The organism is Pseudomonas fluorescens, assembly GCF_041354075.1.
Classification (GTDB): domain Bacteria; phylum Pseudomonadota; class Gammaproteobacteria; order Pseudomonadales; family Pseudomonadaceae; genus Aquipseudomonas; species Aquipseudomonas fluorescens_CE.
The window spans coordinates 261799-286176 of the sequence record NZ_JARZGC010000001.1; the positions used below are offsets into that span (position 1 = coordinate 261799).

Genomic DNA, 24378 nt, shown 5'->3' on the forward strand with positions numbered 1-24378 from the left:
GTTTTTGCTGTAAATCATTGAAATAGAACGAATATAAATTCAGGCATGACTCCTGCAATCGTTCTGGTGCATTCACCGGAACCTGGAGTCGGCCCATGACAGCCTCTGCCCAACCCCCTCGCACCGCCCATGTGATTCGCTCGGATGCCGAGGCGATTGCCGTCGCGCACAAGCTTGCCGCGCACTTTGCCGTCGACGCCAGCGAGCGTGATCGCGAACGGCGTCTGCCGGTCGCCGAACTCGACGAGTTTTCCGCCAGCGGCCTCTGGGGCATTACTGTGCCCAAGGCCTACGGGGGCGCCGGCGTGTCCTATGTGACGGTCGCCGAAGTGATCAAGATCATCTCCGCCGCCGACTCCTCCCTGGGCCAGATCCCGCAGAACCACCTCGGCGTGCTCGATATCCTGCTGCAAACCGCCAGCGAAGAGCAGAAGCGCTACTATTTCGCCAAGGTGCTGCAGGGTTATCGATTCGGCAATGCCTTCTCGGAGTCGAAAAGCAAAAACGCCGGGGCCTTCGAGACCCGCATTCGTTTCGACGGTGACACCGCGCAGATCGACGGCGAGAAGTTCTACTGCACCGGCGCGTTGTTCGCACACATCGTGCCGGCGGTGGCGGTCAACGAACAGAACCAGGCGTTCATCGCTTTCATCGAGCGTGACAACCCGGGGCTGAGCGTGATCGACAGCTGGGACGGTTTCGGCCAACGCACCACCGCCAGCGGCGGGGTCACCCTGAACGCGGTGAAGGTGCCGCTCAGCGCGGTGATCCCGGCCCACAAGGCCTTCGATGAACCGACTGCCGACGGTCCGATCTCGCAAATCATCCAGGCCGCAGTCGACACCGGCATCGCCGTCGGCGCGCTGGAAGACACCAAGCGCTATGCCCGTGAGTCCCGCCCCTGGATCGACAGCGGGCATGACCATGGCTGGCAGGACCCGTTCAGCATCGCCGCGATTGGCGATCTGGAATGGCGTGTCCACGGCACCGAAGCGATCCTGCGCAAGGCCGGCCAGGCCATCGATGCCGCGCTGCTCGACGCCAATGAAGACACGGTGGCCCACGCATCGGTGGTGGTCGCCCAGGCCAAGGTCCTGTCTGCGGAAGTCGCCTTGCTCGCCAGCAGCAAACTGTTCGAACTGGCCGGCACCCGCTCGGTGCTGGGCAAGTACAACCTCGACCGTCACTGGCGCAATGCCCGGACTCACACCCTGCACGACCCGGCGCGCTGGAAGTACCACCTGATCGGCAACCACCTGCTCAACGGCGTGAAGCCCGCGCGCCACGCCTGGAACTGAGGAAATTACCATGAATGCCTTGACCCGACCTGTCGCTGTCGTGCAATCGCTGGCCGGCAGTCAGCATGACCTGCACCACGCCCGCAACCTGCTGGAAACGACCCTGGCGTTTGTCCGTCAACAGCCCAACATCACGAAAGATCCCTATGTGATCAGCCGTTTTGGTGACGTGCAGATCCGCATTGAAGTGGCCGCTGCGCTGCTCGAACGTGCCGAGGGTTTGCTCGACCGCCATGAGGAGGCCACCGAAATCAGCGTGGCCGTTGCCGAGTCCGACCTGGCCAGCGCCGAAGCCCTGGCCACGGCGAGCAACGCCGAATTCGAACTGACCGGACGCCGCACGGCCTTGTCCGGTTCACTGCACGATCCGCTGCGCTGGAAGCTGCACCTGATCGGCAACTTCCGTCTCAACGGCATTCATCCCCCCAGTGTCCACCCGTCTGCAAAGGAAGCCGTTTAATGGCCCGCGAAATTCGTCTCAACGCTTTCGACATGAACTGCGTCGGTCATCAGTCACCCGGTTTGTGGGCGCACCCACGGGATCGCTCGTGGCAGTACAAGGACCTGGAGTACTGGACCGACCTGGCGAAAATCCTCGAGCGCGGCAAGTTCGACGGTCTGTTCATCGCCGACGTGCTGGGCATTTATGACGTCTACAACGGCAACGGTGACGCGGCGATCCGCCAGGCGGCCCAGGTGCCGGTCAACGATCCGCTGCAACTGATTCCGCCGATGGCGTTGGTCACCGAGCACCTGGGTTTTGGCCTGACCGCCTCGCTGTCGTTCGAGCACCCGTATCCGTTTGCCCGCCGTCTCTCGACCCTCGATCACCTGACCAAGGGCCGTGCCGGCTGGAACATCGTCACGTCGTACCTGGAAAGTGGCGCGAAGAACCTCGGCCAGAAAGCCCAGACCGAGCACGATGCGCGTTACGACTATGCCGAGGAGTACCTGGAGGTTTGCTACAAACTCTGGGAGGGCAGTTGGGAGGAGGGCGCGATCCTGCGCGATCGCGAGCGCCGGATTTTCAGTGACCCGAGCAAGATCCATGAAATCCGCCATGTCGGCGAACACTTCCAGGTGCCGGGCATTCACCTTTGTGAACCCTCGCCGCAGCGCACGCCGGTGCTGTACCAGGCCGGTGCCTCCAGTCGCGGCAAGCAGTTCGCGGCCGAGCACGCCGAGTGTGTGTTTGTCGCGGCGCCGTCGAAAGTGCTGCTGAAGAAGACCGTGGCCGACATCCGCCGCCGCGCCGCCGAAGCCGGGCGCGATCCGTCGAAGATCCTGATTTTCAACTTGCAGACGGTGATCCTGGGCGAAACCGATGCCAAGGCCAAGGCCAAGTTCGAGGAATACAAAAGCTGGGTCAGCTACGAAGGCGCCATGGCCCTGATTTCCGGCTGGACCGGCATCGACTTCAGCCAGTTCAAGCCCGATGAACCGCTCAAGCACGTGCACACCAACGCCATTCAATCGGCGGTGGACGCGTTCTCCACGGCAGACCCGAACAAGGTCTGGACGCCCCACGAACTGGCTGACTGGGTGGGGATCGGTGGGTTCGGCCCGCTGTTCGTCGGCAGCCCGGAAACCGTTGCCGACCTGCTGCAGGAATGGGTCGAGGAGACCGATGTGGACGGCTTCAACCTGGCCTATGCCCTGACCCACGAAACCTTCATCGACGCCGTGGAACTGCTGGTGCCGGAGTTGCAAAAGCGCGGGGTGTACAAGAGCGAATACGCACCGGGCACCTTGCGCGAGAAGTTGTTCGGCGAGGGCCCACGGTTGGTGCAGGGGCATCCCGGGGCGGGGTATCGGGATTTGGCCGGGTTGCGCCAGCAGGAGAAGAAGGCGGTGCCAGCCTGACCACCGAGAAACATGTAGGAGCGAGCTTGCTCGCGATGAGGCCGGCACATTCAACATCGTTGTCGCCTGTCAGACCGCCATCCTCGGCAAGCCGGCTCCCACAGGGAATGGCGCCATCACATAGAAATACCAGCCCAGCGGACCACCGCACGCTTTTTGCCCATGAACAGGAGGTCATCCATGAGCGTGCACGAACTCAAGCGACCGCCGATTGCCGATACCGCGCAATGGCGGGTCAGTGTGCCCAAGGCGCTGGAGCAGTTGCGGCATTGGGCGCAGGTCAGCCCGTTGCAGCCGGCGTTACGTCACAAGCGCCATGGTCAGTGGTATGCCTGGCGCTGGATCGATGTGTTGCGCGACGTCGAGCGCCTGGCCGATGGCTTGCGCCAGCAGGGGTTCAGCGAGCAATCGCGACTGGGCGTCAGCGGCGCCTTCGAACCCAACCTGTTGCTGCTGGCCCTGGCCGCGTACCAGGCGGGCGGTGAGGTGCTGGCGGTGGCCGACGATCTCGACGCCCAGGCCCTGCATCCCATCCTTTGGCACAGCCAGCCGACCCACGCTTTCGTCCCGCGCCGGCAGACCCGGCAGTTGTGGCTCAATCATGGCCAGTCGCTGCTCGACTTCGCCCGCTTGCTCGGCCCGGGCGAACCGCCGCAGCGCCTGCGGCTGGGCCGCCCGGACGCGCAATGGTGGAGCGAGGAGGGCACGCAATGGCAGGGTGGCCTCACCGTGCTGCTCGAGCAATGGTTGAGCAGCGGGCAATCCCTGGCTTTTCCGGAAAGCCCCGGCAGTGCCAGTCGCGACCGTCGCGAAGTGGCCCCCTCGGGGCTGCTGCTGTCAGCCGGGCGCCTGCAACGGTTGGCGCAGGAGATCGACAGCCGCCTCGCCGCGCCCGGGACCTGGCGTCGGCGTCTGTGCGACTGGGCCATCGCCCATCCGGAAAAAGGCTTGCAACGCCTGATCAAGCAGCGCGTCCGGCGCCTGCTCGGTTTCCAGAATCTGCACGACATCTGGCAAGCCCCACGCACGCCGCCGGTCAATGTCGAGCGGCTCAACGAATTCAAACGGGACATCGCATGAGCTCGACCGATTTCATTCTGCAAGTCAGCGACATCTCCCTGTCCTTCAAAGGCGTCAAGGCCATCAACCAGCTGTCCTTCGACGTGCGTCGTGGCGAGATCTGCGCGCTGATCGGGCCGAACGGCGCGGGCAAGAGCTCGCTGCTCAATGTGTTGAACGGCGTGTATCGCTTCGACGCCGGCTCGATCGTCTTCGAGCAACAGGCCTACCGGCGCATCGACCCGTTGGGCGCCGCCCGCCGGGGCATTGGCCGGACGTTCCAGAACAACGCGCTGTTCAAGAAGATGAGCGTGATCGACAACCTGCTGACCGGCCTGTCGCGGCATCTGCGCAGCGGCTTCCTCGAACAGGCCCTGAACCTGCCGCGCGCCCGTCGCGAAGCTGCGGATTTCCGCCAGCAGGCCCAGGGCATTCTCGAATTCCTCGAGCTGCAAGCCTACCGCGATGTGCCGGTGGGCAATCTGTCCTACGGCCTGCAAAAACGCGTGGAGCTGGGCCGCGCCCTGATCGCCGGTCCGCGCCTGTTGCTGCTGGATGAGCCGATGGCCGGGATGAACGCCGAAGAGAAGCAGGACATGGCCCGCTTCATCGCCGACATCAACCGCGAGCTCGGCACCACAGTGGTGTTGATCGAGCACGACATGAGCGTGGTGATGGGCCTGTCCGACCACGTGGTGGTGCTGGATTACGGGCGCAAGGTCGGCGACGGTACGCCCGCTGAAGTGCAGGCCAACCCTGAGGTAATCGCTGCGTATCTGGGAGTGGTGCACTGATGACGTTCTTCTTCGAAACCCTGCTCGGCGGCTTGCTCGCCGGGACCATGTACTCGCTGGTCGCCATCGGCTTCGTGCTGATCTACAAGGCCAGCGGCGTGTTCAATTTTGCCCAGGGCGCGATGTTGCTGTTCGCCGCGCTGACCTTCGTCAGCCTGCACGATCAGGGCGTGCCCTTCATTCTGGCGCTGCTGCTGACGGTGCTGGTGATGATCGTCGGCGCCTTGTTGATCGAACGGCTGGTGCTGCGGCCGCTGGTTAATCGGTCGCAGATCACCCTGTTCATGGCCACGCTCGGTCTGTCGTTCATCATCGAAGGGCTGGCCCAGGGCCTGATGGGCTCGCAAGTGCGGGCGCTGGATCTGGGCATCGACGACGTGCCGGTGTTTATCGGCGCGATGATGGTCAGCCAGTTCGACCTGATCGCCGCCGCAGCCGCCATCGTTCTGGTGACGGTGCTGGCACTGCTGTTCAACAAGACCCGCATTGGCGTGTCGTTGCGGGCGGTGGCGGACGACACCACGGCGGCGTTGTCGATCGGCATCAACCTCAACCGCATCTGGCAGATCGTCTGGGCGGTGGCCGGGATCGTCGGCCTGGTCGCGGGCCTGCTCTGGGGCGCGCGCCAAGGCGTGCAGTTTTCCCTGTCGCTGGTGGTGCTCAAGGCCCTGCCGGTGTTGATCATCGGCGGCTTCACCTCGATTGGCGGGGCGATTGTTGGCGGGCTGATCGTCGGCGCGGCGGAGAACCTCGCCGAGGTGTACGTCGGCCCGTTGATCGGTGGCGGCATCACCCCGTGGTTCGCCTACGTCCTGGCCCTGGTCTTCCTGTATATCCGTCCCGCCGGCCTGTTCGGCGAGCGCGCCATCGAGCGAGTCTGAAACCATGTCGATCTCCCTTACCCGTGAAACCGCGCCGGCCTTGCTGGTGCAGCGCCGCGCTCCGTTCGCACTGATCGCGCTGTTGCTGATGGCCTACGTAGTCGTGCCACTGACCGGCAACGATTATTGGCTGAACGCCATCCTGATCCCGTTTCTGGTGCTGTCCCTGGCGGGGCTCGGCCTCAATCTGCTCACCGGCTACACCGGCCAGACCTCGGTCGGCGCGGCGGGGTTCATGGCGGTCGGCGCGTTCGCCACCTATGGCTTTCTGTTGCGCTTGCCGGAGCTCGGGCTGCCGCTGGCGTTGCTCGGCGGCGGGCTGATCAGCGCCGTGGTGGGCTACGTCTTCGGTCTGCCGAGCTCGCGGATCAAAGGCTTTTACCTGATGGTCACCACGCTGGCGGCGCAGTTTTTCCTGGAGTGGCTGTTCGTCAAGTTTCCCTGGTTCTACAACTACGGTTCGTCCGGGACCATTTCCGCGCCGAAACTGGCGCTGTTCGGCCATGACCTGAGCACGCCGCTGGGCCGGTATCTGCTGACCCTGAGCACCGTGCTGTTGTTGACCTGGGTGGCGCTGAACCTGGTGAAAAGCCAGGTCGGTCGCAACTGGATGGCGATCCGCGACATGGACACCGCCGCTGCCGTGATCGGCATTCCGGTGGTGCGCTACAAGCACCTGGCGTTCGCGGTCAGCTCGTTCTACCTGGGCATCGCCGGGGCACTGTGGGCCGTCGCCTACCTGGGCACGGCCAGTGCCAGCAGTTTCGACATCAATCGTTCGTTCCAGATCCTGTTCATCATCATTATCGGTGGCATGGGCAGCATCGCCGGCAACTTCGTCGGCGCCGCGTTCATCAGCCTGCTGCCGATCCTGCTCAGCCACGCCGGCCAGGCCTTTTTCGGCGGTGCGGTGGATGCCGGGCAATTGCAGAACCTGCAAAAAATCATCTTCGGCGCGCTGATCATCCTGTTCCTGATCAAGGAGCCGGAAGGCCTGATCCGCCTGCTGGGCAATCTTCGCGAACGGCTGGGCCACTGGCCGCTGCGCTTCTGAATCCATTCCACTCCCTCCCACTATTAGAGAGACACCATGCGTGCAACCTTGAAACGTTCCTTGCTCGGCGCAGCCCTGACGCTGGCGGTTTTCAGCAGTGCGGTGCCGGTGGTCCAGGCCTCGCCGGACCAGCAGTTCTTCCCCCTGGCCACCTACCGCGTGGGCGCCTATGCCTCCAGCGGCGTGCAGGTCTGGGCGGGGATGATCGATTACCTGAACTACATCAACGAGGTGGAGGGCGGCATCAACGGCGTGAAGCTGGTCTGGCAGGAATGCGAGACCGAGTGGACGGCGGAGAAGGGCATCGAGTGCTATGAGCGCTTCAAGAAAGGCCTGGATGGCGCGCCGGTGGCGGTCTACCAACCCAACGGCGCCCCGGCGGCCTATGCCCTGAGCGAGCGCGCCGAAGTCGACAAGATCCCGTTGATCACCCTCGGCTATGGCCGCACCGAGGCCACGGACGGTACGGTGTTCCCCTACAACTTCCCGGTGATGCTGACCTTCTACAGCGAGGCGTCGAGCCTGATCAACTACATCGCCCAGCGCGAGGGTGGTTTCGATAAACTCAAGGGCAAGAAGATCGCCACGGTCTACCACGACTCGGCCTACGGTCGTGAAACCCTCGGCCCGCTGAAGCTGCTGGCGGAAAAATACGGTTTCGAGAACATCCAGATTCCGGTGGCCGATCCGGGCAACGAACAATCGGCGCAATGGCGGCAGATTCGCCAGGTCAACCCGGACTGGGTGTTCCTGCGCACCTGGGGCGTGTCGACGCCGGTGGCGGTCAAGACCGCAGCGCGTTTCGGCTTCCCGGTGGACCATATCGTCGGCGACATCTGGGCCAGTTCCAGCGAAGACGTGTTGCCGGCCGGTGCCGCCGCCAAGGGCTATCTGGCGCTCACGCCATACCCGGCCGGGACCGATTTCGAGATCCACAAACGCCTCAAGCAGTCCATCCTCGACAAGGGCAAGAGCGACCTCAAGGACCTGAAGAACTTCGGCAGCGTCTACTACAACTCCGGGCTGGTGAACGCGGCGGTGGCGGTGGAAGCGATCCGTACCGCCCAGGGCAAATTCGGCAAGCGACCGCTCAATGGCGAAGAAGGGCGCTGGGGCCTTGAGCACTTGAACATCGACGACGCCCGCCTCAAGGACATGGGTTACTTCGGCCTGATGCAGAACCTCAAGTTGTCGTGCAAGGACCACGAAGGTGGCGGCTCGGCGAGGGTTCAGCAGTGGGATGGCGCCAACTGGACGCTGATCAGCGACTGGATCGCCGCCGATCGTGCCCTGCTGCGGCCGTTGATCGATGAAAAATCCGCCGCGTTCGCCAAGGAAAAAGGCCTGACGCCACGCACCTGCAACGGAGACGAATAACCCATGGGCCAGACTGCCAGCGACCTTGCGGCCGACGAGCTGCTGCACGTCGACGATATCGAAGTGATCTACGACGGCGCGATCCTGGCCGTGGCCGGCGTGTCGCTGACGGTGCCCAAGGGCGGCATCGTCGCCCTGCTGGGGGCCAACGGCGCGGGAAAAAGCACCACGCTCAAGGCCATTTCCGGCCTGGTACGGGCCGAGCGGGCGCAGGTCAGTCGCGGGACCATCCGCTTTCTCGGCCAGGACACGGCGGCTGTCGACCCCAGTGCGCGGGTGCGCCAGGGCATGGTGCACGTGCTCGAAGGCCGGCACGTGTTCCCCCAACTGACGGTCGAGGACAACCTGCGCAGCGGCGGTTTCGTGCGTGGCTTGAGCCGTCAGGACCTGGCCCGCGACCTGGAGCGCATCTACGCCTGGTTCCCGCGCCTGAAGACCAAGCGCAAGACCCAGGCCGGTCTGACCTCCGGCGGCGAGCAGCAGATGGTCGCCATCGGTCGGGCGCTGATGACGCGTCCTACTTTGGTACTGCTCGATGAACCTTCCATGGGTTTGGCGCCTATCATCGTCCAGGAGATCTTCGAGATCGTCGCCCAGCTCAATCGCGAGGCGCAGGTGAGCTTCCTGATTGCCGAGCAAAACATTAACGTGGCACTCAAGTACGCGTCGCAGGCCTGTGTGCTCGACACCGGCCGGGTGGTGCTGTCCGGCAGCAGCGAGGCGTTGCTGGCGCGGGGCGACCTGCATGACTTTTACCTGGGTAAACACTGATCATAGAGAGCGCCATGACTGAAATCCCACGCGGACAGGCGACAGACGTCATCCGCCACGCAGACATCCTGATCATCGGCGGCGGCCTCAGCGGCGCGATGCTCGCGGCGCAGTTGCTGCGACTGCCCGGCAAGCGCTCGCTGTTGGTGATCGAGCCCCGACCCGAACTCGGTCGTGGCGAGGCCTACAGCGCGGTCGAACTGGGCCACACCCTGAACGGCAACGCGGCCCGCATGAGCGTCGACCCGGACAATGCCGACGACCTGACCCAATGGCTGACCGACTACATTGCCGCCGGCGGCTGGCCGGAGTCCGACGAACAGCATGTACCGGTCAGCGAACTGTTTCCGCCCCGCGGCATCTTCGGCCTGTACGTGCAGCAGCGCCTGGCCGAGGCGCAGACGGTGGGGGCCTTGCAGGGCTCGACCGTCGAGCATGTGCGGGCCGAAGTGGTGGACCTGGAGTCTTTTGATGACGCGGTGCGCCTGCACCTGAGTGATGGCCAGCGTTTGCAGGGCGCGTATGCGGTTCTGGCGACGGGCATGTTCCCCGCTGCGCGCACACCGCAGACCGAGTCCAGCGGCTTGAACGCCGCGGCGCTCGATCCCTGGGACGTGGCGGCAATGCGTCAGCTGGACCCGCAAGCCACGGTGCTGATCATCGGCTCCGGGCTGACCATGGTCGATGCCGTGGTGTCGCTGGAGCAAGCCGGTCATCGCGGGCCGATCGAGGTGTTTTCCCGGCACGGCCTGTTGCCGCACGTGCGCCGGCAACCGCCGGCCTGGGTGGATTTTCTTGCCCAGGACCACAGCCTTCGCACACCGCGCCAACTGCTGCGCGAACTGCGCCGGCAGTGTCGGCAGGCGCTCGCCCAGGGCATCGACTGGCAGGCGCCGCTCGACACCGTGCGGGTGCACATTGGCCGTTTATGGCACCAGGCGACGGACGTGCAGCGTCGGCAGTTCGTGCGGCACGTGCGGCCGTGGTGGGAAAGCCATCACCATCGCTCGCCGCCGTTGAGTGCCGAGCTGGTGACGCGCCTGCACGGTGAAGGGCGGCTGCGCATTCAGGCCGCGTCGTTCAAGGGACTGGAGCCGGCTTCGGGGTCGGACGTCGGCATTCGCATTCGTCGCCGTGGCGAGGCTGAAACGGTGGTCGTGCGCGGCGCGGCGTTGATCAATTCCAGCGGTATCGAATACGACTGGCGGCGGGTGGCGCGGGCGCTGCCCCGGCAGTTGCTGGCACGCGGGCTGATAACACCCGGGCCGCTGGCGTTGGGGATTGCGGCGGCGGTGGACGGCGCGGTACACGATGCCAATGGCCAGGTCGCCCGTCGGCTGTTCGCCATGGGCCCGCCATTGCGGGGGATGTGGTGGGAAAGTACGGCGGTAACGGATGTGGCGCTTCAGGCCAAGGCGCTGGCGGCGCGTCTGGCCGGCCGGCCTTGAACGGAAAACCCCGCAGAGATCGACTCGCTGCGGGGTTTTCTTTCAAGCGGCACACGCCGGTGACTCAGTAGCGCTGATACTTCGAACCGAACTCGGGACGGTTTTCAGCCACGTACAGCTTGCTTGCCTGGCTGTCTTTTGAATCGACTTTCACGGTGTTCACGTTCAACGTGGCCGGTTGGCTGACTTCAGCTGCCGCGACGACTTGCGAAGTGGCGTGGGGCGCCGCGATGGCGGAAGTTGCACCAAGAACCGAAAGGGCGAAACCAAGACCGATAATGCTTTTCATGATGTTGCTCCAGAAGGGTGGGGAGAAGATGGGTCCACTCTAGTGCTGGAGCTTTTCGATGTGAAAACACCCTGAGGCATAGTCGTTATCGAAGACAATGATTCGGCACCTGGCCGGTGACTGACCTGTAGGAGCGAGCTTGCTCGCGAAGAACGTCAACGATAACGCCGGCTAATGGATGCTCGCCGTGTCTGGGCGTTCCTCGAGCAAACTCGCTCCTGCCGTTTCACGGGTCAGGCGCCCAGCATCTCCACCGGGTAGGAAAACACATAGCCTTCATTGCGCACGGTCTTGATGTAGGTCGATTCCCGGGAATCGTCCATCAGGCGCTGGCGCAGGCGGCTGACCAGCAGGTCGATGGAGCGATCGAACAGGTCGGCGTCGCGACCCTGGGTCAGGTTCAGCAACTGGTCGCGGCTGAGCACCCGTTGCGGGTGATCGAGAAACACCCGCAACAAGCGATATTCGGCGCCGCTTAGGGCGACCATGGTGTCGTCTTCGTCCAGCAGGTGCCGGGCGGTGGTGTCCAGGCGCCAGCGACCGAAGCCGAGCATCCGCCCGCTTTCGGTGATCAACAGGTTGGGCGGCAGCATCCGGGTACGGCGCAACACGGCGTTGATTCGCGCCAGCAGTTCGCGGGCGGCGAAAGGCTTGGTCAGGTAATCGTCGGCGCCCATTTCCAGGCCGAGAATCCGGTCGGTTTCGTCGTTGCGCGCGGTGAGCATCAGAATCGGCGTGGCTTTGTGTTTGCCCGAGCGCAATTCGCGGCACAGCAGCAGGCCGTCGTCACCGGGCATCATGATGTCGAGCACGATCAGGTCGACCTGATTGGCTTCCAGAAAACTGCGCATCTGCCGCCCGTCCGCCACCACCGTGGTGCGCAGGCCGTTCTTCTTCAGGTAATTGCCAACCAGCTCGCGAATCTCGCGATCATCGTCGACGATCAGGATGTGGTTTACGTGGTCCATGTACGCTCTCTCGTTATTTGCGCGCTCTCCTCTGTAGGAGCGAGCATGCTCGCGATGGTCGTCAACGATAACGCTGGGTGCCTGACACCCCGCGGCGTTCTCAAGTCCATCGCGAGCATGCTCGCTCCTGCAGGGGGCCGCGTTCATCCATGTATCAGGACACCACCCGATAACATGGCACATACGCCGCGCCGCCCGGCAGTTTCATCCGGTGCTGGGCGACGAAGGCCTTGAGCAGTTGATCCAGCGGCTGCATCACTTCGGCGTCGCCGCGGATCTGGTAAGGCCCATGTTCCTCGATCAGGCGAATGCCGTTGTCCTTGACGTTGCCGGCGACGATGCCGGAGAACGCGCGGCGCAGGTTGGCGGCCAGCTCGTGGGCTGGCTGGTTGCGGCTGAGCTTGAGGTTGGCCATGTTCTCGTGGGTCGGATCGAACGGGCGCTGGAAGCCTTCGTCGATCTTCAGCAGCCAGTTGAAATGGAACGCGTCGTTGCGTTCGCGACGGAACTGTTTCACCGCCTTGAGCCCGGCCGTCATCTGCCGCGCGACCTGCGCCGGGTCGTCGATGATGATTTCGTAATGTTGTTTTGCCGCATCGCCCAGGGTGGCGCCGACGAAGGCGTCCAGTTGTTCCAGGTACGGCGCGGCGTGTTTCGGCCCGGTAAGGATCACCGGGAACGGCAGGCCCTGGTTGTCCGGGTGCATCAGGATGCCGAGCAGGTACAGGAATTCTTCGGCCGTGCCCGCGCCGCCGGGGAAGATGATGATGCCGTGGCCCACGCGCACGAAGGCTTCCAGGCGTTTTTCGATGTCCGGCAGGATCACCAGTTCGTTGACGATCGGGTTCGGCGCCTCGGCGGCAATGATCCCCGGCTCGGTCAGGCCGAGGTAGCGCCCGCCGTGGATACGTTGCTTGGCATGGGCGATGGTCGCACCTTTCATCGGGCCTTTCATCACGCCGGGACCGCAACCGGTGCAGATGTCGAGGCTGCGCAGGCCCAGTTCATGCCCGACTTTCTTGGTGTACTTGTACTCTTCGGTGTTGATCGAGTGGCCGCCCCAGCACACCACGATTTTCGGTTCGACGCCCGGACGCAGGGTGCGGGCGTTGCGCAGCAGGTGGAAAACGTAGTCGCTGATGCCCTGGGAAGAGCTGAGGTCGATGCGCTGGGCATCCAGTTCATTCTCGGTGTAGACGATGTCACGCAGGGCGCTGAAGAGCATTTCCCGGGTGCTGGCAATCATTTCGCCATCGACGAAGGCATCGGCGGGAGCGTTCAACAGCTCCAGGCGCACACCACGGTCCTGCTGGTGAATGCGGATTTCGAAGTCCTTGTAGGCTTCGAGGATGGTCTTGGCGTTGTCGACATGGGCGCCGGTATTGAGGATGGCCAGGGCGCACTGGCGGAAGAGGGCATAGGTGCTGCCGGAACCGGCTTCGCTCAGTTGATGGACTTCACGTTGAGAGAGGGTTTCGAGGCTGCCTTTCGGGCTGACCGAGGCATTGATTACTTGTCGTTGGGCCATTCAAGAATCCTTAAAACGATGCCACCCGTCAGAGACGCCTGACATCCGAATAAATATGTTTCCACACAAGAAGATGGCACGAACCGCGAGGTATCGCCACGTTACCCTTTGACGATGAAAAAATGAAAAGGAGCCCCAGCATAGCTAAATCCTTCCCAGAGGCGATAATGCCCCGCAGACTTTTTGTCCATGCCCCTGAGGAAATCCGTCGCGATGTTTGAAATCCAGCCGCAAAACCCGGAAAGTTATCGCCGCCAGACCCGCCGCAGCACGATCATCATCGCTGTGCTTTTCCTCGTCCTGGCGATGGTGCTGTCGACGGCGGCGGTGACGATGTTCGGCGAGCCGGGGGGCGACAACTTTCGGTTCAACGTCGGCGGCGTGTTCGTCGCGGTGCTGTTGATGGCGGCGCTCATGCGCGGCACATTCTGGAAGCAGGCGTGGATGGCACCGGCGGTCTACGGCTGGCAACTCAAGCGCAGCCTGATGAGCATCACCAACGTCATGCACCACGTTACGGCGGCGGTGGCCAAGGACGATCCGAGCGCCATGAAGCTGCTGCGCTTCTACCATCTGGGACTCAGCCAGATGCACCAGCTTGACGGCAATTCCAGTGATCACAGCCAACTGATACGCGAGATGGACCAGCACAAGGCACGGATGGAAGCGCTGGGCCTGGACCCGCAGCAGACGCAATTGGACCCGGCATGGCTTGAAGCGGTAAAACAGCCCGGCGCGTAAACGTTTGGCCGCATGATCGCGACCGATCGCCACATATCGACATGAAAAGGAGCGTCATGGCCCTCCCGTCCACCGAAGAAGGCGTCGACCACGCTGGCAGTGGCACGCTGGCGACCGCCCGGTCCGCCGTGGCCAGGCTCAAGGTGCGTTCAGTGGTCATTCTGCTGGTCGTCATGTGCCTGTCCATGAGCGCCATCGTGATCTGGGAGGCCTGGAACTCGCGCCAGTACCATCTGCGCGACAAGGAAGTGGCGATGTCCAACCTTGCGCAGACCCTCGCCTCACAGGCTCAGGCGACGATCAAGCAAGCCGACACCTTGCTGTTCACCCTGGTTGAACGCCTCGAATACGAGCCCCTTGACCCCGTGCGCCAGGCTCATCTGGAACGTCTGCTCAGGGCCCAGCGCAGTGAGTTGCCTCAGTTGCACGGCCTGTTCGTCTATGACGAAGCGGGACGCTGGGTGGCCAACTCCAATGGCGCCGTCGTGCCGGATGCCAACAACGCCGACCGGGAATATTTCATCTACCATCGCGATCACCCCGACCGTGGGCCGCACATCGGCCCCTCGATCCAGAGCCGTTCCAGTGGCGAATGGATCATGACCGTGTCACGGCGGATCAATCACCCCGACGGCAGCTTTGCCGGCGTGGCCCTGGCCACCATCTACCTTGATCATTTCCTCTCGCTGTACAACAGCATCGACATGGGCGGCAACGGCGTGATCAATCTGATCGCCGACGACGCCAGCATCGTGGTGCGCCGGCCCTTCAAGGCCTCGGAGGTCGGTACCAGCATTGCCAAGGGGCCGCTGTTCCAGCAGTTGCTGCCGACGGGCGACGCCGGGACGGCCATGGTCAAATCGATGGTCGATGGCGTGGAGCGGGTCGTGGGGTTTCGCCGGGTCGACGGCTATCCGCTGATCGCTTTTGCCGCGGTCAACAAGGATGAAGTTCTCGCCGGCTGGCGCGAGGTGTCGCTGCTCAGCGCCGCGATCGTTGCCCTGTTGCTGGGGTTCATCGGCGTGTTGGGGTATCGCCTGATCGGCCTGATGAAACGCCAGAATCGCGTGCAGAATGATCTGCTCGACGCCCGGGACCAACTGCTGGAGGTCAATCGCGGCCTGAAGCTGCTGGCCATGGAAGACGCGCTGACGGGGTTGTCCAACCGGCGCCAGTTCGACCTGTTCATTCATGCGCAATTGGACCGTGCACGGCGAACCCAGTCGGGCCTGGCGGTTCTGATGATCGATGTCGATCATTTCAAACCCTTCAACGACCAGTACGGCCATGTCGCCGGAGACGAATGCCTGCGCTGCATCAGCACCATCATCACGCAGCACATCCAGTCTCCCGAAAGCCTGGTGGCCCGTTACGGCGGCGAAGAATTCGCGGTGGTGTTGCCCGAAACCGATTATGTCGGGGCATTCCTGCTGGCCGAGACCATTCGCCAGGCGGTGTTGCAGGCCGGTATTCCCACCAGCAACGGCGCCGATGGCGTGGTGACGGTCAGCCTCGGGGTCGCGGCGTTCGACCCGGCGTCCCAGGCCCAGCCGGACGAGCTGATCCATGCGGCGGACAAGGCGCTGCACGTGGCCAAGGCCAGTGGCCGGAACATGACGGTCATCGCCAATCAGCTGTTCAGCGATCGGACTTCCAGCGCCTGAATAGCTGGGCGTACACCAGCAGGTTGATTGCCAGCACCAGGCTGCCCAGGCCCAACTGAATCGCCGGGGTCAAGCCGGCGGGGTAGATCACCGGCCACAGGTAATGCTCGATGAACCCACCGGCATAACCGGTCTGCCCGGCCGCCTGGCGCATCAGGTTCTCCCACGGGGTCAGCGGGCAGGTCAGGTGGAACATCTCCACCGCCACGTCCCACGCGGCTGCCGGCAGGTGCAGCAGGATCAGGCGCTGCCATTTGAGGGCCAGCAGCCCGCCGAACAGCACGAACAGGATGAACAGCAGGTGAAACAGCACCAGGCCGTCGGCGGCGATTCGATAGAACATGGTGGCTTCCCGACCCGTATTGCCAAAGGCTGCAGCGTACCGTGTCGCCTGCTAACCGGTGGTTCTGGAAACATCGAACTCGGCGAATTCGGCGCGCATCCGCCCCTGGTGCTTGGCCTTGTAAAGCAATTTATCTACCTGCTCGACGAACGCCAAGGCGTTTTCCTGTAGCGGCGCGGTCGTGGTGCCGACGCCCAGGCTCAGGCTCAGCAGCGGCGAAACGGCGGAAAACCCGTGGACGATCTGCTGCTGGCGAATCAGGTGCAGGCATTTGTGCGCCACCAACCTGGCGGAATCGGCGTCGGTTTCCGGGAGTAACCAGATGAACTCCTCGCCGCCGATCCGTGCGATGAAATCCCGTGGTCGATTGGCGGCCAGCGACAGCGTCTTGGCGACCTGACGCAGGCATTCATCGCCCTTGATGTGCCCGTAGTGGTCGTTGTACTGCTTGAAGTAGTCGATATCCAGAATGATCAGCGACAACGGCAGGCCGGTGCGCTGGGCGTTGGCCCACTCGCGTTCGAGCACGGTGTCGAACATGCGCCGGTTGGCGATGCCGGTCAGGCCGTCCTGGAAGGAATACTCCTCGAGCTGCTTCTGCAGGCGAATCAGGTGCTCTTCGGTTTTCTTGCGCTCGCTGATGTCGAACATGAAGCCGACCAGCGCCTCCACTTCGCCATCCTTGCGCACGACGTGCACCACATCGCGAATCCACACGTAGTCACCGTCGCGGGTCAGCGCCCGGTAATCGGCTTCATGGTCCACACCGGCGCGCGACTGCGAGACGCAGAATTCCACCACGTAGTTGCGATCGTCCGGGTGCATGCGCTCCACCCAGTCATCCACCGACAGCCAACTGTCCTGTTTCCAGCCCAGCAGGCTTTCGATCTGCGGTCCGATGTAGCTGAACGTCATGGTCTTCCAGTCAATACGCCATGGGATGGCCTTGGTCGACTCAAGAAGGGTCTTGTAGACATCGCTGTCGGTTTCGAATGCGCTCATGACGGGCCGTATCTCCATGGGATGGGCGGCGTCATGTTGCCACTGTGCAGGGGCATCAAGCCAGCAGCGGATGAGCGGTGCAGATGCGCAAGATTGTTCAAGCCATCGGCGCCGACAACTGGCACAGTCACAGGTCTTTCCCGGTTGCAGAGCGTTATGTCCCATTCACACCTGCCGCGCAGCGCCTTTCTTCGTGGCGCTGTGGCGATCATGCCATTGTCCCTGGCCACCGCGCCCTGGGGGCTGCTGGCTGGCTCCATGGCCATCGAAGCCAACCTGACGCCGCTGCAAGGCCAGGGCCTGTCGAGCATCGTGTTCGCCGGCGCGGCGCAATTGGTCGCCATTGGCATGCTCAAGGGCGGGGCCGGGACCTTTTCCATCCTGCTGACCACGTTGCTGCTGACCTCGCAGCATCTGCTCTACGGCATGAGCCTGCGCTCGGTCATTTCACCGCTCCCGGGGCGCTGGCGTGCGGGGCTGGGCTTTTTGCTCACCGACGAGTTGTTTGCACTGACCAGTCAGCATGACAAGCAGCAATTTGACCGCTGGTACGCGCTGGGTGTGGGGCTGACGTTCTATGTCGCCTGGAACCTCTTTACCTTGGCCGGGATTGTGCTGGGCAGCAGCATCCCGGGGCTGGAACATCTGGGGCTGGACTTTTCCATCGCCGCCACCTTCATCGCGCTGATCACCCCGGTGGTGCGCAATGTGCCGACGGTAGTCTGCGTCGCGGTGTCGCTGTTCTGCTCGGTGTTGTTCAGCTACTGGCAGTGGGGCTCGGCCCTGGTGCTGTCGGGGTTGGCGGGGATGACGGCGGGTTTTGTCTGCAACAAATTCCAGGGTGGACGCACATGATGGTCTGGGCTGTGATTGTCGGCATGGGGATTGTGGTGTTCCTCAACCGCTACGTGTTTCTCGAACCACGCCTGCCATTGCGCCTGAGCAGCAATGCCCGCCAATTTCTCGGCTTCGCGGTGCCGGGCATGCTCACGGCGATTTGCGGTCCGATCGTGTTCATGCCGGACAAACAGCTGAACCTGCAATGGGACAACCCCTACCTGATCAGCTCGGTGGTGGCCGTGGGGCTGGTGCTGTACACCCGCAACACCTTGCTCAGCATGTTGTTGAGCATGGGGTTTTTCTTCCTGTTGCGCTGGTGGCTGTGAGCCGGCGTGGCGGATCTGTTCTACGCTTGATAATGATTGCCGATCATCAGGTACGGAGGTGCCCATGGCCGAAGAACACAAGCGTGCGGAGCTGGATGAGGATGAGCCGAGCGAAGAGGAACTCGAGCGTCAGCGGCGCCAGCGCCAGGACTGGAAGCATGATGACAGTCGAGAACTGTCGGAGCGTGATGAGGAGCGGCCGTTGAAACCGTGAGGGATTTCGTCCCCGTCCTACAGACCGTACCACCGGCTACACATCCTCCGGATGCAACTCTTCCGGGTGCACCGCCCGGTAACCCAATGCCCGGTCGATCCAGGCGTTCAACTCGTTGACCATGACCGGATGTCGGCCGGGATAACGTCCAAGCGTCGAACGCAGGGTGGTGTCTATCTCGGGCACCGAGCGCAAGTTACGAGTAGTTACATACTGTTCGATAAAACAATCCAGCCGATAACGTTCTGTCGAAGTGCGATAAACGCATTCCAGGCCAACGACCTGATTCATTGAAAAATCGTCGCGCATTCGGTTCTCTGCAAGGGCTTGATGTAAGAGGATTTCCTGGCTCGTAGACTCTGCGGTCAACTGGGCGAATGCCTGTGGAAATGGCTGCGCATGCTAGCCGTAGTGAGGGGCAATGTATGTACGACGTTTGGATTGTCTGACAGGCGGTTCAACTTTCTATCGGTTGTTTGAATCAAGTGTTAATTGAATGAAACACTCGTCGAACAGTCGAGCAAGTTGAACCGCAAGTGGCTTTGTTGGATATGATCGATTCAGTGGCGAAACAGGCAGGTTCATCGCTGATTACACTCCTGTCCGGCACTAGATCACATGCGCCCTTTGCAATTCGGTCAACGACAGCGCCTTGAGTTGCGCCAGCAACGGATCACGCCGATCCCGAGGATGAGCCAGTGACACCTCCACTTCCTGGCGAATGCTGCTGGGGCGATTGTCCATCACCAGGACCCGGTCGCTGAGGTACAGCGCTTCGTCGACGTCGTGGGTGACCAGCAGCAGGGCGATGGCGTGGCGTTCGGCCAGTTGCAGCAGCAGGTCCTGCAGTTTCATCCGGGTGAAGGCGTCCACGGCGCTGAAGGGTTCGTCGAGCAGCAGCACGTCGGGCCGCGAGTAAAGGCCGCGGGCAATCGCGACCCGCTGCGCCATGCCACCGGACAGCGCCTTGGGCAGGGCATCGGCGAAGCCACCCAGCCCGACTTCCTCGATCAGTTGGGCGACCCAGGCCTTGTCATAGTGGCCGTCGGCACTGAAGCCGATGTTTTGTTCCACCGTCAGCCAGGGCATCAGGCGCGGTTCCTGGAACACGAACGCGACTTCGCCGGCGGTGCTGCGCAGCTCGCCCAGAAAATCCTTTTCCAATCCGGCGACGATCCTCAGCAAGGTGCTTTTGCCGCAACCGCTGGGGCCCAGCAGGCTGACGGTTTCCCGGGGTTGCAGTTGCAGGTGGATGTTTTGCAGCACGGTGGTGGCGGCGAACGTCTTGCGCTCCACGCGAATGTCCAGCAGGTGATCGCTCATGACTCAGTCCTCTGTGCGGTGGCCGTTGAAGGTGTCGCGCCAGGTCAGCAAACGCTTCTCCAGCCCGGCGAGCACGCCGTCGCTGAGTTTGCCCAGCAGCGCCAGCACGATGATGGCTGCGAGCACGATGTCCGGGCGGGAGGTTTCGCGACCGTCACTGAGCAGGTAGCCCAGGCCCTTGGTCGCAGCGATCAGTTCGGCCGCCACCAGAAACATCCACGCCAGGCTCATGCCACTGCGCAGTCCGGTGAACAGGCCGGGCAGGGCGGCGGGCAGCAGAATCCGCCGGACCAGGCGCAGGTGGCTGAAGCCGTACATTTGCCCGACCTCCACCAGTTTGCGATCGATGTTGCGGATCGCCGCGACGCCGTTGAGGTACACCGGGAAGAAGGCGCCGATGGCGATCAGGACGATCTTCGAGGTTTCGTCGATGCCCAGCCACAGCAGCAACAAAGGCACCCAGGCCAGGCTCGGAATCGAGCGCAGGCCGGCGAAGGTCGGCTCCAGCCAGGCCTCGGCCTCACGGCTCAAACCAACCCAGGCGGCAAACACCAGCGCCAGGCTGGCGCCGATGGCAAAGCCCAGCAGTACGCGCAGCAGGCTGGCACTGATGTGTTTCCACAAGGGGCCTTCAGCGAGGTCGCCGAGGGTCAGGGCAATTTCGCTGGGCGCCGGCATCTGGTAGGACGGCAGCCAGCCAATACGTACGACGAATTCCAGCAATAGAAGAATCAGCACGGGCAGGGCCAGGCCCTTGAGGCGCAGCCGCCAGGCATTGCTCAAGGCCAGTGGGGCGCGACGGGCGGCTGGCAGTTCGAGGGGCAGGGTTTTGCTTTTGCTGGTCATGGGGTTCTCCAATGACGACGAATCCGCGACGGGCGCGGATTCGGTCTTGCCCGCAGGCGGTGATTTACTGACGAGCCACGGTTTCTTTGGAGCCGGTGTCGATCAGCTGGTCGATGACCTGATCGACGTTGACCCCTCGGCGCACCAGTTCTTCGGACACCAGGATCGGCGCGGCGGCCTTCGAGGCGATGACGTCCTGGGCCGTCAATTGCGGGCTGCTCAGATCGGTGCGCGAGAGTTGCAGCTTGGCCACGTCCAGGGGCAGGCCGGATTCGCTGGCGAGCAGTTTCGCCAGTTCGTCAGGATTTTTTACCGCCCATTCCCGTGCCTGTTCGTATGCCTTGAGCACGGTCTGGATGGCCTGCGGGTGCTCCTTTGCATAACGCTCGGTAACGCTGACCACGCCATAGCTGTTGAACTGGGTGTTGCGATACAGCAAGCGCGAACCGGCCTGTACTTCGCTGGCGGCCATGTGCGGATCAAGGCCGGCCCAGGCGTCGACGTCACCTTTCTCCAGCGCGGTGCGCCCGTCCGGGTGTTGCAGGTGCACCAGTTCCACGTCGTCCTTGCTCTGGCCAGCCTGTTGCAGGCTGCGCAGGGTAAACAGGTACGGGTCGGTGCCTTTGGTGGCGGCGATCTTCTTGCCTTTCAGGTCGGCTACGGTCTTGTAGGGCGAATCCTTGCGCACCACCAGGGCGGTCCATTCGGCACGGCTGTAGACGTAGACCGACTTGATCGGGCTGCCATTGGCGCGGCTGAGCACGGCGGCGAGGCTCGCGGAGGAGGCAAAGTCGACGCCGCCACTGTTGAGGTATTCCAGTGAGCGGTTGCTGCCCTGGCTCAGGACCCAGGTGACCTTGGTCTGGGGCAGGGCCTTTTCCAGGAAACCCTGGTGCTTGAGCACCAGGCTGACCGGCGAGTAATAGGCGTAGTCCAGATGCACTTCGGCAGGCGGCGCTTCAGCGGACTGCGCTACGGATTGCAGGCTGAAGACCAGGGCGCATGCCGTCAGCAACGAGCTGACGACGGGAAAACGGAAGGTGGATGTCATGAAAGCGGCTCCGGCAAGGCGTTGATTTTCTTATTTCTGAAAAATAGTTTTTTATGAAGAGTTCCTACCTAAAAGGAATATTGCAGGCTCTGTGCCATATCGTCAGTTCCGCCGGTTTCCAGGCCTTGGCGCTGACGTGAAGAGGTCGCAGGTGTTGCCGGGCAAACACTCTGTCCAGCCACTGTTGCTAGGCCAACAGTGAGCGCTGGGCGTCATGAGCTTATTCTGAAATAGAATTTAAAAAGCCATCTGTAAGAGCGTTATGGTCTATGCCATTCACCCTCAAGGAACGCCCCCGAGGAACCTTTCCCGCTTTGTCCGCGGTCTGTTGACCAGCGCGCTGTTGGCCGCGCCCACGGCGTACGCCGCCGATCCCGTCGTCCTGCACGTCGGGGATCAGAACTACTACAACGTCCGTGCTTCGGTGGAGGCGTCCGGGGTGCTGGAAGGGGCGCCCTATACCGTCGACTGGAAGCACTTCCAGGCGGCCGCGCCGTTGGCCGAAGCGTTGAATACCGGGGCGCTGGATCTGGGTTTTCTCGGCGATTCGGGGTTTCTGTTTCTGGCCGCCAAGCAGGCGCCGGTCAAGCTGATCGGCGTTTCCCGGCAGAACCCGGACACCATCGCCTTGCTGGTGCCCAAGGATTCACCGGTCAAGACCATCGCCGACCTCAAAGGCAAGAAAGTCGCGTACTGGCCCGGCGCCTGGAGCCAGCAACTGACCCTGCGTGCGTTGCAACAGGCCAACCTGCCGGAGGACTACGTCGACTTCATCAAGCTAATGCCGATCGACGCCGCTGCCGCATTGCCCCAGGGCAGCATCGATGCCTTCCCGGTGTGGGAACCCTACATTTCCCAGCAGATCCTGTTTTCCGGGGCGCGACCGATCCTTACCGCCAAGAACCTCATGCCCGGGCTCAGCGCGATTGCCGCGTCGACCCCATCCATCGACAGCAAGCGCGAGGCCATCGCCGATTTCCTGGTGCGCCTGAAAAAGGCCCGGGCCTGGGTCGATGACCACACCGACGAATACGCCGACCTGTGGGCGAAAAAAGCCAATCTGGATCAAAACGTGTCGCGCCACTGGTTGCGCCAGGCACACATGACCATCGGCCCGGTGGACGCCCAGGCAGCCAGGGACCTGCAGAGCACGGCGGACTTCCTGTTCGACGTCAAGGCACTGCCGTCAGCCCTGGCGACGGCGCCGATCATCGACGGTTCGTTCCAGCAGGCATTGGCCCAGTAACAAAGGCTGGCTACATCGGAACCAAACCCCGTGTACCCTGATCCAACCCGCGCTCCGCACACCCGTGCGGCGTCAACGGTCTGGCCCAGGGCACACCATGAAACAGCTGTTCAGAATTTTCTGCGCATTCACCATCGCCGTCGGGCTGGTGGGATGTATCGCCGCGCCCATCGAAATGACCCCGCAGACCGAACAGCGCCTGCGCGGGCAAGCACCTGTGCGCTTTCTCCTGACGTTCGATGACGGGCCCAGTGCCTCGAGTTTCTGGAACCCGACGATGACGGTCCTCGACAGCCTGGCCGACAACCCGGTGCAACCGAACCTCAAGGCCGTGTTTTTCGTGCAGACCGGCGCGCCACGGGCCGGCAACAGCCACATCGGCCGCGAGGTCATGCGCCGCGAACACGCCGAGGGTCAGATCCTGGGTTTCCACACGGCCACGCACTGGCACACCAATCACCGGTCCCTGAGTCCGCAGGAGCTGGACCAGTCCCTGAGCAAAGGCAGCGCCGACATCGCCGCGATCACCGGTACGCCGCCGACCCTGGTGCGCCCGCCGTTCTGGAACTACGACAAACGCGTGTTCGCCGCCTATCGGCAGCATGGTCTGCACGTATTGCTGACCGACCTGAGCGCCAATGACGGCAAAGTCTGGGGATTCAACGCCAGCTTGCGGCGACGAGCGCATTTCCTGCGGTCGATGTCCGAAGTGCGCGAGCGCATTGCGGCGGGAGAACTGCCGACCGTCGACGGCGTGATCCCGGTGGTGGTGACCTTCCACGACCTCAATCGCTACACCGCCCGACATGCCCGGGAATACCTGCAAATCCTCCTCGACAGCGCACAGGCGACCGGCGTGAAGGTCGCGCAGAAGCCGTTCTACGACGACCAGGCGGAGTTGCAACGGGCGGCCATGGCGCGCACCGTTCGCGACGGCTCACAAGCGGTGAAGCTGCCGGGGATCTGGAACTGGATCTGGGACGGCGACAGTCATTGAGGTGATGGCTGCTACTGCCGGTCGGCGGCGGAGACCTGGGTTGATCAAAGACGCCTTTGAAACGCCCTGACGATCCTGACCGTGGCGTCACTGGCGTCGAGATTCTGCAGGGCATTCAGCGGGTACCACTGGCAGTCGAAGATTTCATTCAGCGGGCGCGCATCGTCCAGGTTCAGCACCGACGCCTCGTAGACGTGGTGTCGGGTGTTGCCGGCCTCCAGTTGCATCAGGTACAGCAGGTCGTCGGCGTCCAGCCCGGTTTCTTCGTGCAACTCGCGCACGGCCGCGCCGGCGGCCGTTTCGCCGCGCTCGACTTTTCCCCCAGGCAGCGTCCAGCGACACCTGGGTTTGCGTACCAGGAGGATGTGCCGGTTCTGCTCGCAGATGACGGTTGCGCGGACTTTCATGTGATACCTGCTAGCTCATTGCCACAATACTGTCATAAAACTGCAATA

The 24378-nt window shown here is 62.9% G+C and carries 27 protein-coding genes; 17 read left to right on the forward strand and 10 right to left on the reverse strand.

Translation table 11 applies throughout. The features are described 5' to 3' along the window. Window positions 1-95 precede the first annotated feature (95 nt). The 10 genes from QIW53_RS01285 to QIW53_RS01330 all read left to right on the forward strand — a co-directional run bounded on the left by QIW53_RS01285 (window position 96) and on the right by QIW53_RS01330 (window position 10545). A complete protein-coding gene (locus QIW53_RS01285; RefSeq protein WP_371047895.1) occupies window positions 96-1298 on the forward strand; it encodes an SfnB family sulfur acquisition oxidoreductase in 1203 nt (400 codons plus the stop codon). A 10-nt stretch (window positions 1299-1308) separates the two neighbouring features. After that, window positions 1309-1758, forward strand: a complete 450-nt coding sequence (locus tag QIW53_RS01290) for an acyl-CoA dehydrogenase (RefSeq protein ID WP_371047896.1) — start codon at window positions 1309-1311, stop codon at window positions 1756-1758. Next, window positions 1758-3161, forward strand: coding sequence for an LLM class flavin-dependent oxidoreductase (locus QIW53_RS01295; protein WP_371047897.1), 1404 nt, complete (start codon window positions 1758-1760; stop codon window positions 3159-3161). Before QIW53_RS01290 ends, QIW53_RS01295 begins: the two co-directional genes overlap by 1 nt. Before the next feature lie 180 nt (window positions 3162-3341). Next, on the forward strand, window positions 3342-4241 hold the full coding sequence (locus QIW53_RS01300; protein ID WP_371047898.1) for an AMP-binding protein: 900 nt from the start codon (window positions 3342-3344) through the stop codon (window positions 4239-4241). After that, on the forward strand, window positions 4238-5014 hold the full coding sequence (locus tag QIW53_RS01305) for an ABC transporter ATP-binding protein (RefSeq protein WP_371047899.1): 777 nt from the start codon (window positions 4238-4240) through the stop codon (window positions 5012-5014). Before QIW53_RS01300 ends, QIW53_RS01305 begins: the two co-directional genes overlap by 4 nt. Beyond that, window positions 5014-5895: a branched-chain amino acid ABC transporter permease gene (locus QIW53_RS01310; RefSeq protein WP_371047900.1), complete on the forward strand. Its 882-nt coding sequence runs from the start codon at window positions 5014-5016 to the stop codon at window positions 5893-5895. Before QIW53_RS01305 ends, QIW53_RS01310 begins: the two co-directional genes overlap by 1 nt. A 4-nt stretch (window positions 5896-5899) precedes the next feature. After that, window positions 5900-6949 (forward strand): branched-chain amino acid ABC transporter permease, encoded by a 1050-nt coding sequence (locus QIW53_RS01315; RefSeq protein ID WP_371047901.1) that lies wholly within the window; start codon window positions 5900-5902, stop codon window positions 6947-6949. Window positions 6950-6985: 36 nt separating this feature from the next. Then, on the forward strand, window positions 6986-8326 hold the full coding sequence (locus QIW53_RS01320) for an ABC transporter substrate-binding protein (protein WP_201188864.1): 1341 nt from the start codon (window positions 6986-6988) through the stop codon (window positions 8324-8326). A 3-nt stretch (window positions 8327-8329) separates the two neighbouring features. Then, window positions 8330-9097, forward strand: a complete 768-nt coding sequence (locus QIW53_RS01325; protein ID WP_371047902.1) for an ABC transporter ATP-binding protein — start codon at window positions 8330-8332, stop codon at window positions 9095-9097. A gap of 14 nt (window positions 9098-9111) precedes the next feature. Next, entirely contained in the window at window positions 9112-10545 is a 1434-nt protein-coding gene (locus QIW53_RS01330) for an FAD/NAD(P)-binding protein (RefSeq protein ID WP_371047903.1), read from the forward strand. A gap of 64 nt (window positions 10546-10609) precedes the next feature. On the opposite strand, the gene QIW53_RS01335 is transcribed toward QIW53_RS01330, so the two are convergent. From QIW53_RS01335 to ppnN, 3 genes are all read right to left on the reverse strand, one after another. Continuing rightward, entirely contained in the window at window positions 10610-10834 is a 225-nt protein-coding gene (locus QIW53_RS01335) for a hypothetical protein (RefSeq protein WP_192308355.1), read from the reverse strand. A gap of 233 nt (window positions 10835-11067) precedes the next feature. Continuing rightward, entirely contained in the window at window positions 11068-11802 is a 735-nt protein-coding gene (locus tag QIW53_RS01340; RefSeq protein WP_371047904.1) for a response regulator, read from the reverse strand. Window positions 11803-11956: 154 nt separating this feature from the next. Further along, the gene (gene ppnN, locus QIW53_RS01345; protein ID WP_371047905.1) at window positions 11957-13330 is read right to left on the reverse strand and encodes a nucleotide 5'-monophosphate nucleosidase PpnN; all 1374 of its coding nucleotides are present in this window, start codon (window positions 13328-13330) and stop codon (window positions 11957-11959) included. Window positions 13331-13543: 213 nt separating this feature from the next. On the opposite strand from ppnN, the gene QIW53_RS01350 reads away from it, so the two are divergent. Together QIW53_RS01350 and QIW53_RS01355 are read left to right on the forward strand one after the other, a co-directional pair. Continuing rightward, window positions 13544-14071 (forward strand): DUF3087 domain-containing protein, encoded by a 528-nt coding sequence (locus QIW53_RS01350; protein WP_371047906.1) that lies wholly within the window; start codon window positions 13544-13546, stop codon window positions 14069-14071. Window positions 14072-14127: 56 nt separating this feature from the next. Then, window positions 14128-15735, forward strand: coding sequence for a sensor domain-containing diguanylate cyclase (locus QIW53_RS01355; RefSeq protein WP_371047907.1), 1608 nt, complete (start codon window positions 14128-14130; stop codon window positions 15733-15735). Here the strand turns inward: QIW53_RS01355 and QIW53_RS01360 are convergent. Then, window positions 15710-16078 carry a DUF2784 domain-containing protein gene (locus tag QIW53_RS01360; protein WP_371047908.1) on the reverse strand — a complete coding sequence of 123 codons (369 nt, stop codon included), beginning with the start codon at window positions 16076-16078 and terminating at the stop codon, window positions 15710-15712. The two genes, QIW53_RS01355 and QIW53_RS01360, sit on opposite strands and share 26 nt — an antisense overlap. A 51-nt stretch (window positions 16079-16129) precedes the next feature. Beyond that, window positions 16130-17080 carry a GGDEF domain-containing protein gene (locus QIW53_RS01365; protein WP_371047909.1) on the reverse strand — a complete coding sequence of 317 codons (951 nt, stop codon included), beginning with the start codon at window positions 17078-17080 and terminating at the stop codon, window positions 16130-16132. Window positions 17081-17236: 156 nt separating this feature from the next. On the opposite strand from QIW53_RS01365, the gene QIW53_RS01370 reads away from it, so the two are divergent. The 3 genes from QIW53_RS01370 (at window position 17237) to QIW53_RS01380 (ending at window position 18460) form a co-directional block, all read left to right on the forward strand. Beyond that, the gene (locus QIW53_RS01370) at window positions 17237-17935 is read left to right on the forward strand and encodes an AzlC family ABC transporter permease (RefSeq protein WP_371047910.1); all 699 of its coding nucleotides are present in this window, start codon (window positions 17237-17239) and stop codon (window positions 17933-17935) included. Next, the gene (locus QIW53_RS01375; protein WP_371048075.1) at window positions 17935-18246 is read left to right on the forward strand and encodes an AzlD domain-containing protein; all 312 of its coding nucleotides are present in this window, start codon (window positions 17935-17937) and stop codon (window positions 18244-18246) included. Before QIW53_RS01370 ends, QIW53_RS01375 begins: the two co-directional genes overlap by 1 nt. 64 nt (window positions 18247-18310) lie before the next feature. Continuing rightward, window positions 18311-18460: a hypothetical protein gene (locus QIW53_RS01380; RefSeq protein ID WP_371047911.1), complete on the forward strand. Its 150-nt coding sequence runs from the start codon at window positions 18311-18313 to the stop codon at window positions 18458-18460. A 36-nt stretch (window positions 18461-18496) separates the two neighbouring features. Here the strand turns inward: QIW53_RS01380 and QIW53_RS01385 are convergent, their stop codons facing one another. The 4 genes from QIW53_RS01385 to QIW53_RS01400 all read right to left on the reverse strand — a co-directional run bounded on the left by QIW53_RS01385 (window position 18497) and on the right by QIW53_RS01400 (window position 21680). Further along, window positions 18497-18769, reverse strand: coding sequence for a hypothetical protein (locus tag QIW53_RS01385; protein ID WP_371047912.1), 273 nt, complete (start codon window positions 18767-18769; stop codon window positions 18497-18499). Window positions 18770-19069: 300 nt separating this feature from the next. After that, the gene (locus QIW53_RS01390) at window positions 19070-19783 is read right to left on the reverse strand and encodes an ABC transporter ATP-binding protein (protein WP_371047913.1); all 714 of its coding nucleotides are present in this window, start codon (window positions 19781-19783) and stop codon (window positions 19070-19072) included. A gap of 3 nt (window positions 19784-19786) precedes the next feature. Beyond that, entirely contained in the window at window positions 19787-20629 is an 843-nt protein-coding gene (locus tag QIW53_RS01395) for an ABC transporter permease (protein ID WP_371047914.1), read from the reverse strand. A 64-nt stretch (window positions 20630-20693) separates the two neighbouring features. Beyond that, entirely contained in the window at window positions 20694-21680 is a 987-nt protein-coding gene (locus QIW53_RS01400; RefSeq protein ID WP_371047915.1) for an aliphatic sulfonate ABC transporter substrate-binding protein, read from the reverse strand. A gap of 262 nt (window positions 21681-21942) precedes the next feature. On the opposite strand from QIW53_RS01400, the gene QIW53_RS01405 reads away from it, so the two are divergent. Both QIW53_RS01405 and QIW53_RS01410 read left to right on the forward strand, forming a co-directional pair. After that, window positions 21943-22926 carry an ABC transporter substrate-binding protein gene (locus QIW53_RS01405; protein ID WP_371047916.1) on the forward strand — a complete coding sequence of 328 codons (984 nt, stop codon included), beginning with the start codon at window positions 21943-21945 and terminating at the stop codon, window positions 22924-22926. 97 nt (window positions 22927-23023) lie between these two features. Next, a complete protein-coding gene (locus tag QIW53_RS01410) occupies window positions 23024-23923 on the forward strand; it encodes a polysaccharide deacetylase family protein (RefSeq protein WP_371047917.1) in 900 nt (299 codons plus the stop codon). Window positions 23924-23967: 44 nt separating this feature from the next. Here QIW53_RS01410 and QIW53_RS01415 read toward each other — a convergent pair whose 3' ends face one another. Further along, window positions 23968-24330, reverse strand: coding sequence for an NUDIX hydrolase (locus QIW53_RS01415; RefSeq protein WP_371047918.1), 363 nt, complete (start codon window positions 24328-24330; stop codon window positions 23968-23970). Window positions 24331-24378 lie beyond the last annotated feature (48 nt).

What these genes read in the sequence shown, in the direction of transcription:
- QIW53_RS01285 (WP_371047895.1), top strand. Translation starts at nt 96, where the DNA reads ATGACAGCCTCTGCCCAACCCCCTCGCACCGCCCATGTGATTCGCTCG.
- QIW53_RS01380 (WP_371047911.1), top strand. Translation starts at nt 18,311, where the DNA reads ATGGCCGAAGAACACAAGCGTGCGGAGCTGGATGAGGATGAGCCGAGC.
- QIW53_RS01375 (WP_371048075.1), top strand. Translation starts at nt 17,935, where the DNA reads ATGGTCTGGGCTGTGATTGTCGGCATGGGGATTGTGGTGTTCCTCAAC.
- QIW53_RS01350 (WP_371047906.1), top strand. Translation starts at nt 13,544, where the DNA reads ATGTTTGAAATCCAGCCGCAAAACCCGGAAAGTTATCGCCGCCAGACC.
- QIW53_RS01390 (WP_371047913.1), bottom strand. Translation starts at nt 19,783, where the DNA reads ATGAGCGATCACCTGCTGGACATTCGCGTGGAGCGCAAGACGTTCGCC.
- QIW53_RS01300 (WP_371047898.1), top strand. Translation starts at nt 3,342, where the DNA reads ATGAGCGTGCACGAACTCAAGCGACCGCCGATTGCCGATACCGCGCAA.
- QIW53_RS01400 (WP_371047915.1), bottom strand. Translation starts at nt 21,680, where the DNA reads ATGACATCCACCTTCCGTTTTCCCGTCGTCAGCTCGTTGCTGACGGCA.
- QIW53_RS01295 (WP_371047897.1), top strand. Translation starts at nt 1,758, where the DNA reads ATGGCCCGCGAAATTCGTCTCAACGCTTTCGACATGAACTGCGTCGGT.
- QIW53_RS01395 (WP_371047914.1), bottom strand. Translation starts at nt 20,629, where the DNA reads ATGACCAGCAAAAGCAAAACCCTGCCCCTCGAACTGCCAGCCGCCCGT.
- QIW53_RS01315 (WP_371047901.1), top strand. Translation starts at nt 5,900, where the DNA reads ATGTCGATCTCCCTTACCCGTGAAACCGCGCCGGCCTTGCTGGTGCAG.
- QIW53_RS01325 (WP_371047902.1), top strand. Translation starts at nt 8,330, where the DNA reads ATGGGCCAGACTGCCAGCGACCTTGCGGCCGACGAGCTGCTGCACGTC.
- QIW53_RS01340 (WP_371047904.1), bottom strand. Translation starts at nt 11,802, where the DNA reads ATGGACCACGTAAACCACATCCTGATCGTCGACGATGATCGCGAGATT.
- QIW53_RS01360 (WP_371047908.1), bottom strand. Translation starts at nt 16,078, where the DNA reads ATGTTCTATCGAATCGCCGCCGACGGCCTGGTGCTGTTTCACCTGCTG.
- QIW53_RS01415 (WP_371047918.1), bottom strand. Translation starts at nt 24,330, where the DNA reads ATGAAAGTCCGCGCAACCGTCATCTGCGAGCAGAACCGGCACATCCTC.
- QIW53_RS01405 (WP_371047916.1), top strand. Translation starts at nt 21,943, where the DNA reads ATGGTCTATGCCATTCACCCTCAAGGAACGCCCCCGAGGAACCTTTCC.
- QIW53_RS01320 (WP_201188864.1), top strand. Translation starts at nt 6,986, where the DNA reads ATGCGTGCAACCTTGAAACGTTCCTTGCTCGGCGCAGCCCTGACGCTG.
- QIW53_RS01330 (WP_371047903.1), top strand. Translation starts at nt 9,112, where the DNA reads ATGACTGAAATCCCACGCGGACAGGCGACAGACGTCATCCGCCACGCA.
- QIW53_RS01355 (WP_371047907.1), top strand. Translation starts at nt 14,128, where the DNA reads ATGGCCCTCCCGTCCACCGAAGAAGGCGTCGACCACGCTGGCAGTGGC.
- ppnN (WP_371047905.1), bottom strand. Translation starts at nt 13,330, where the DNA reads ATGGCCCAACGACAAGTAATCAATGCCTCGGTCAGCCCGAAAGGCAGC.
- QIW53_RS01290 (WP_371047896.1), top strand. Translation starts at nt 1,309, where the DNA reads ATGAATGCCTTGACCCGACCTGTCGCTGTCGTGCAATCGCTGGCCGGC.
- QIW53_RS01305 (WP_371047899.1), top strand. Translation starts at nt 4,238, where the DNA reads ATGAGCTCGACCGATTTCATTCTGCAAGTCAGCGACATCTCCCTGTCC.
- QIW53_RS01335 (WP_192308355.1), bottom strand. Translation starts at nt 10,834, where the DNA reads ATGAAAAGCATTATCGGTCTTGGTTTCGCCCTTTCGGTTCTTGGTGCA.
- QIW53_RS01370 (WP_371047910.1), top strand. Translation starts at nt 17,237, where the DNA reads ATGTCCCATTCACACCTGCCGCGCAGCGCCTTTCTTCGTGGCGCTGTG.
- QIW53_RS01385 (WP_371047912.1), bottom strand. Translation starts at nt 18,769, where the DNA reads ATGCGCGACGATTTTTCAATGAATCAGGTCGTTGGCCTGGAATGCGTT.
- QIW53_RS01410 (WP_371047917.1), top strand. Translation starts at nt 23,024, where the DNA reads ATGAAACAGCTGTTCAGAATTTTCTGCGCATTCACCATCGCCGTCGGG.
- QIW53_RS01365 (WP_371047909.1), bottom strand. Translation starts at nt 17,080, where the DNA reads ATGAGCGCATTCGAAACCGACAGCGATGTCTACAAGACCCTTCTTGAG.
- QIW53_RS01310 (WP_371047900.1), top strand. Translation starts at nt 5,014, where the DNA reads ATGACGTTCTTCTTCGAAACCCTGCTCGGCGGCTTGCTCGCCGGGACC.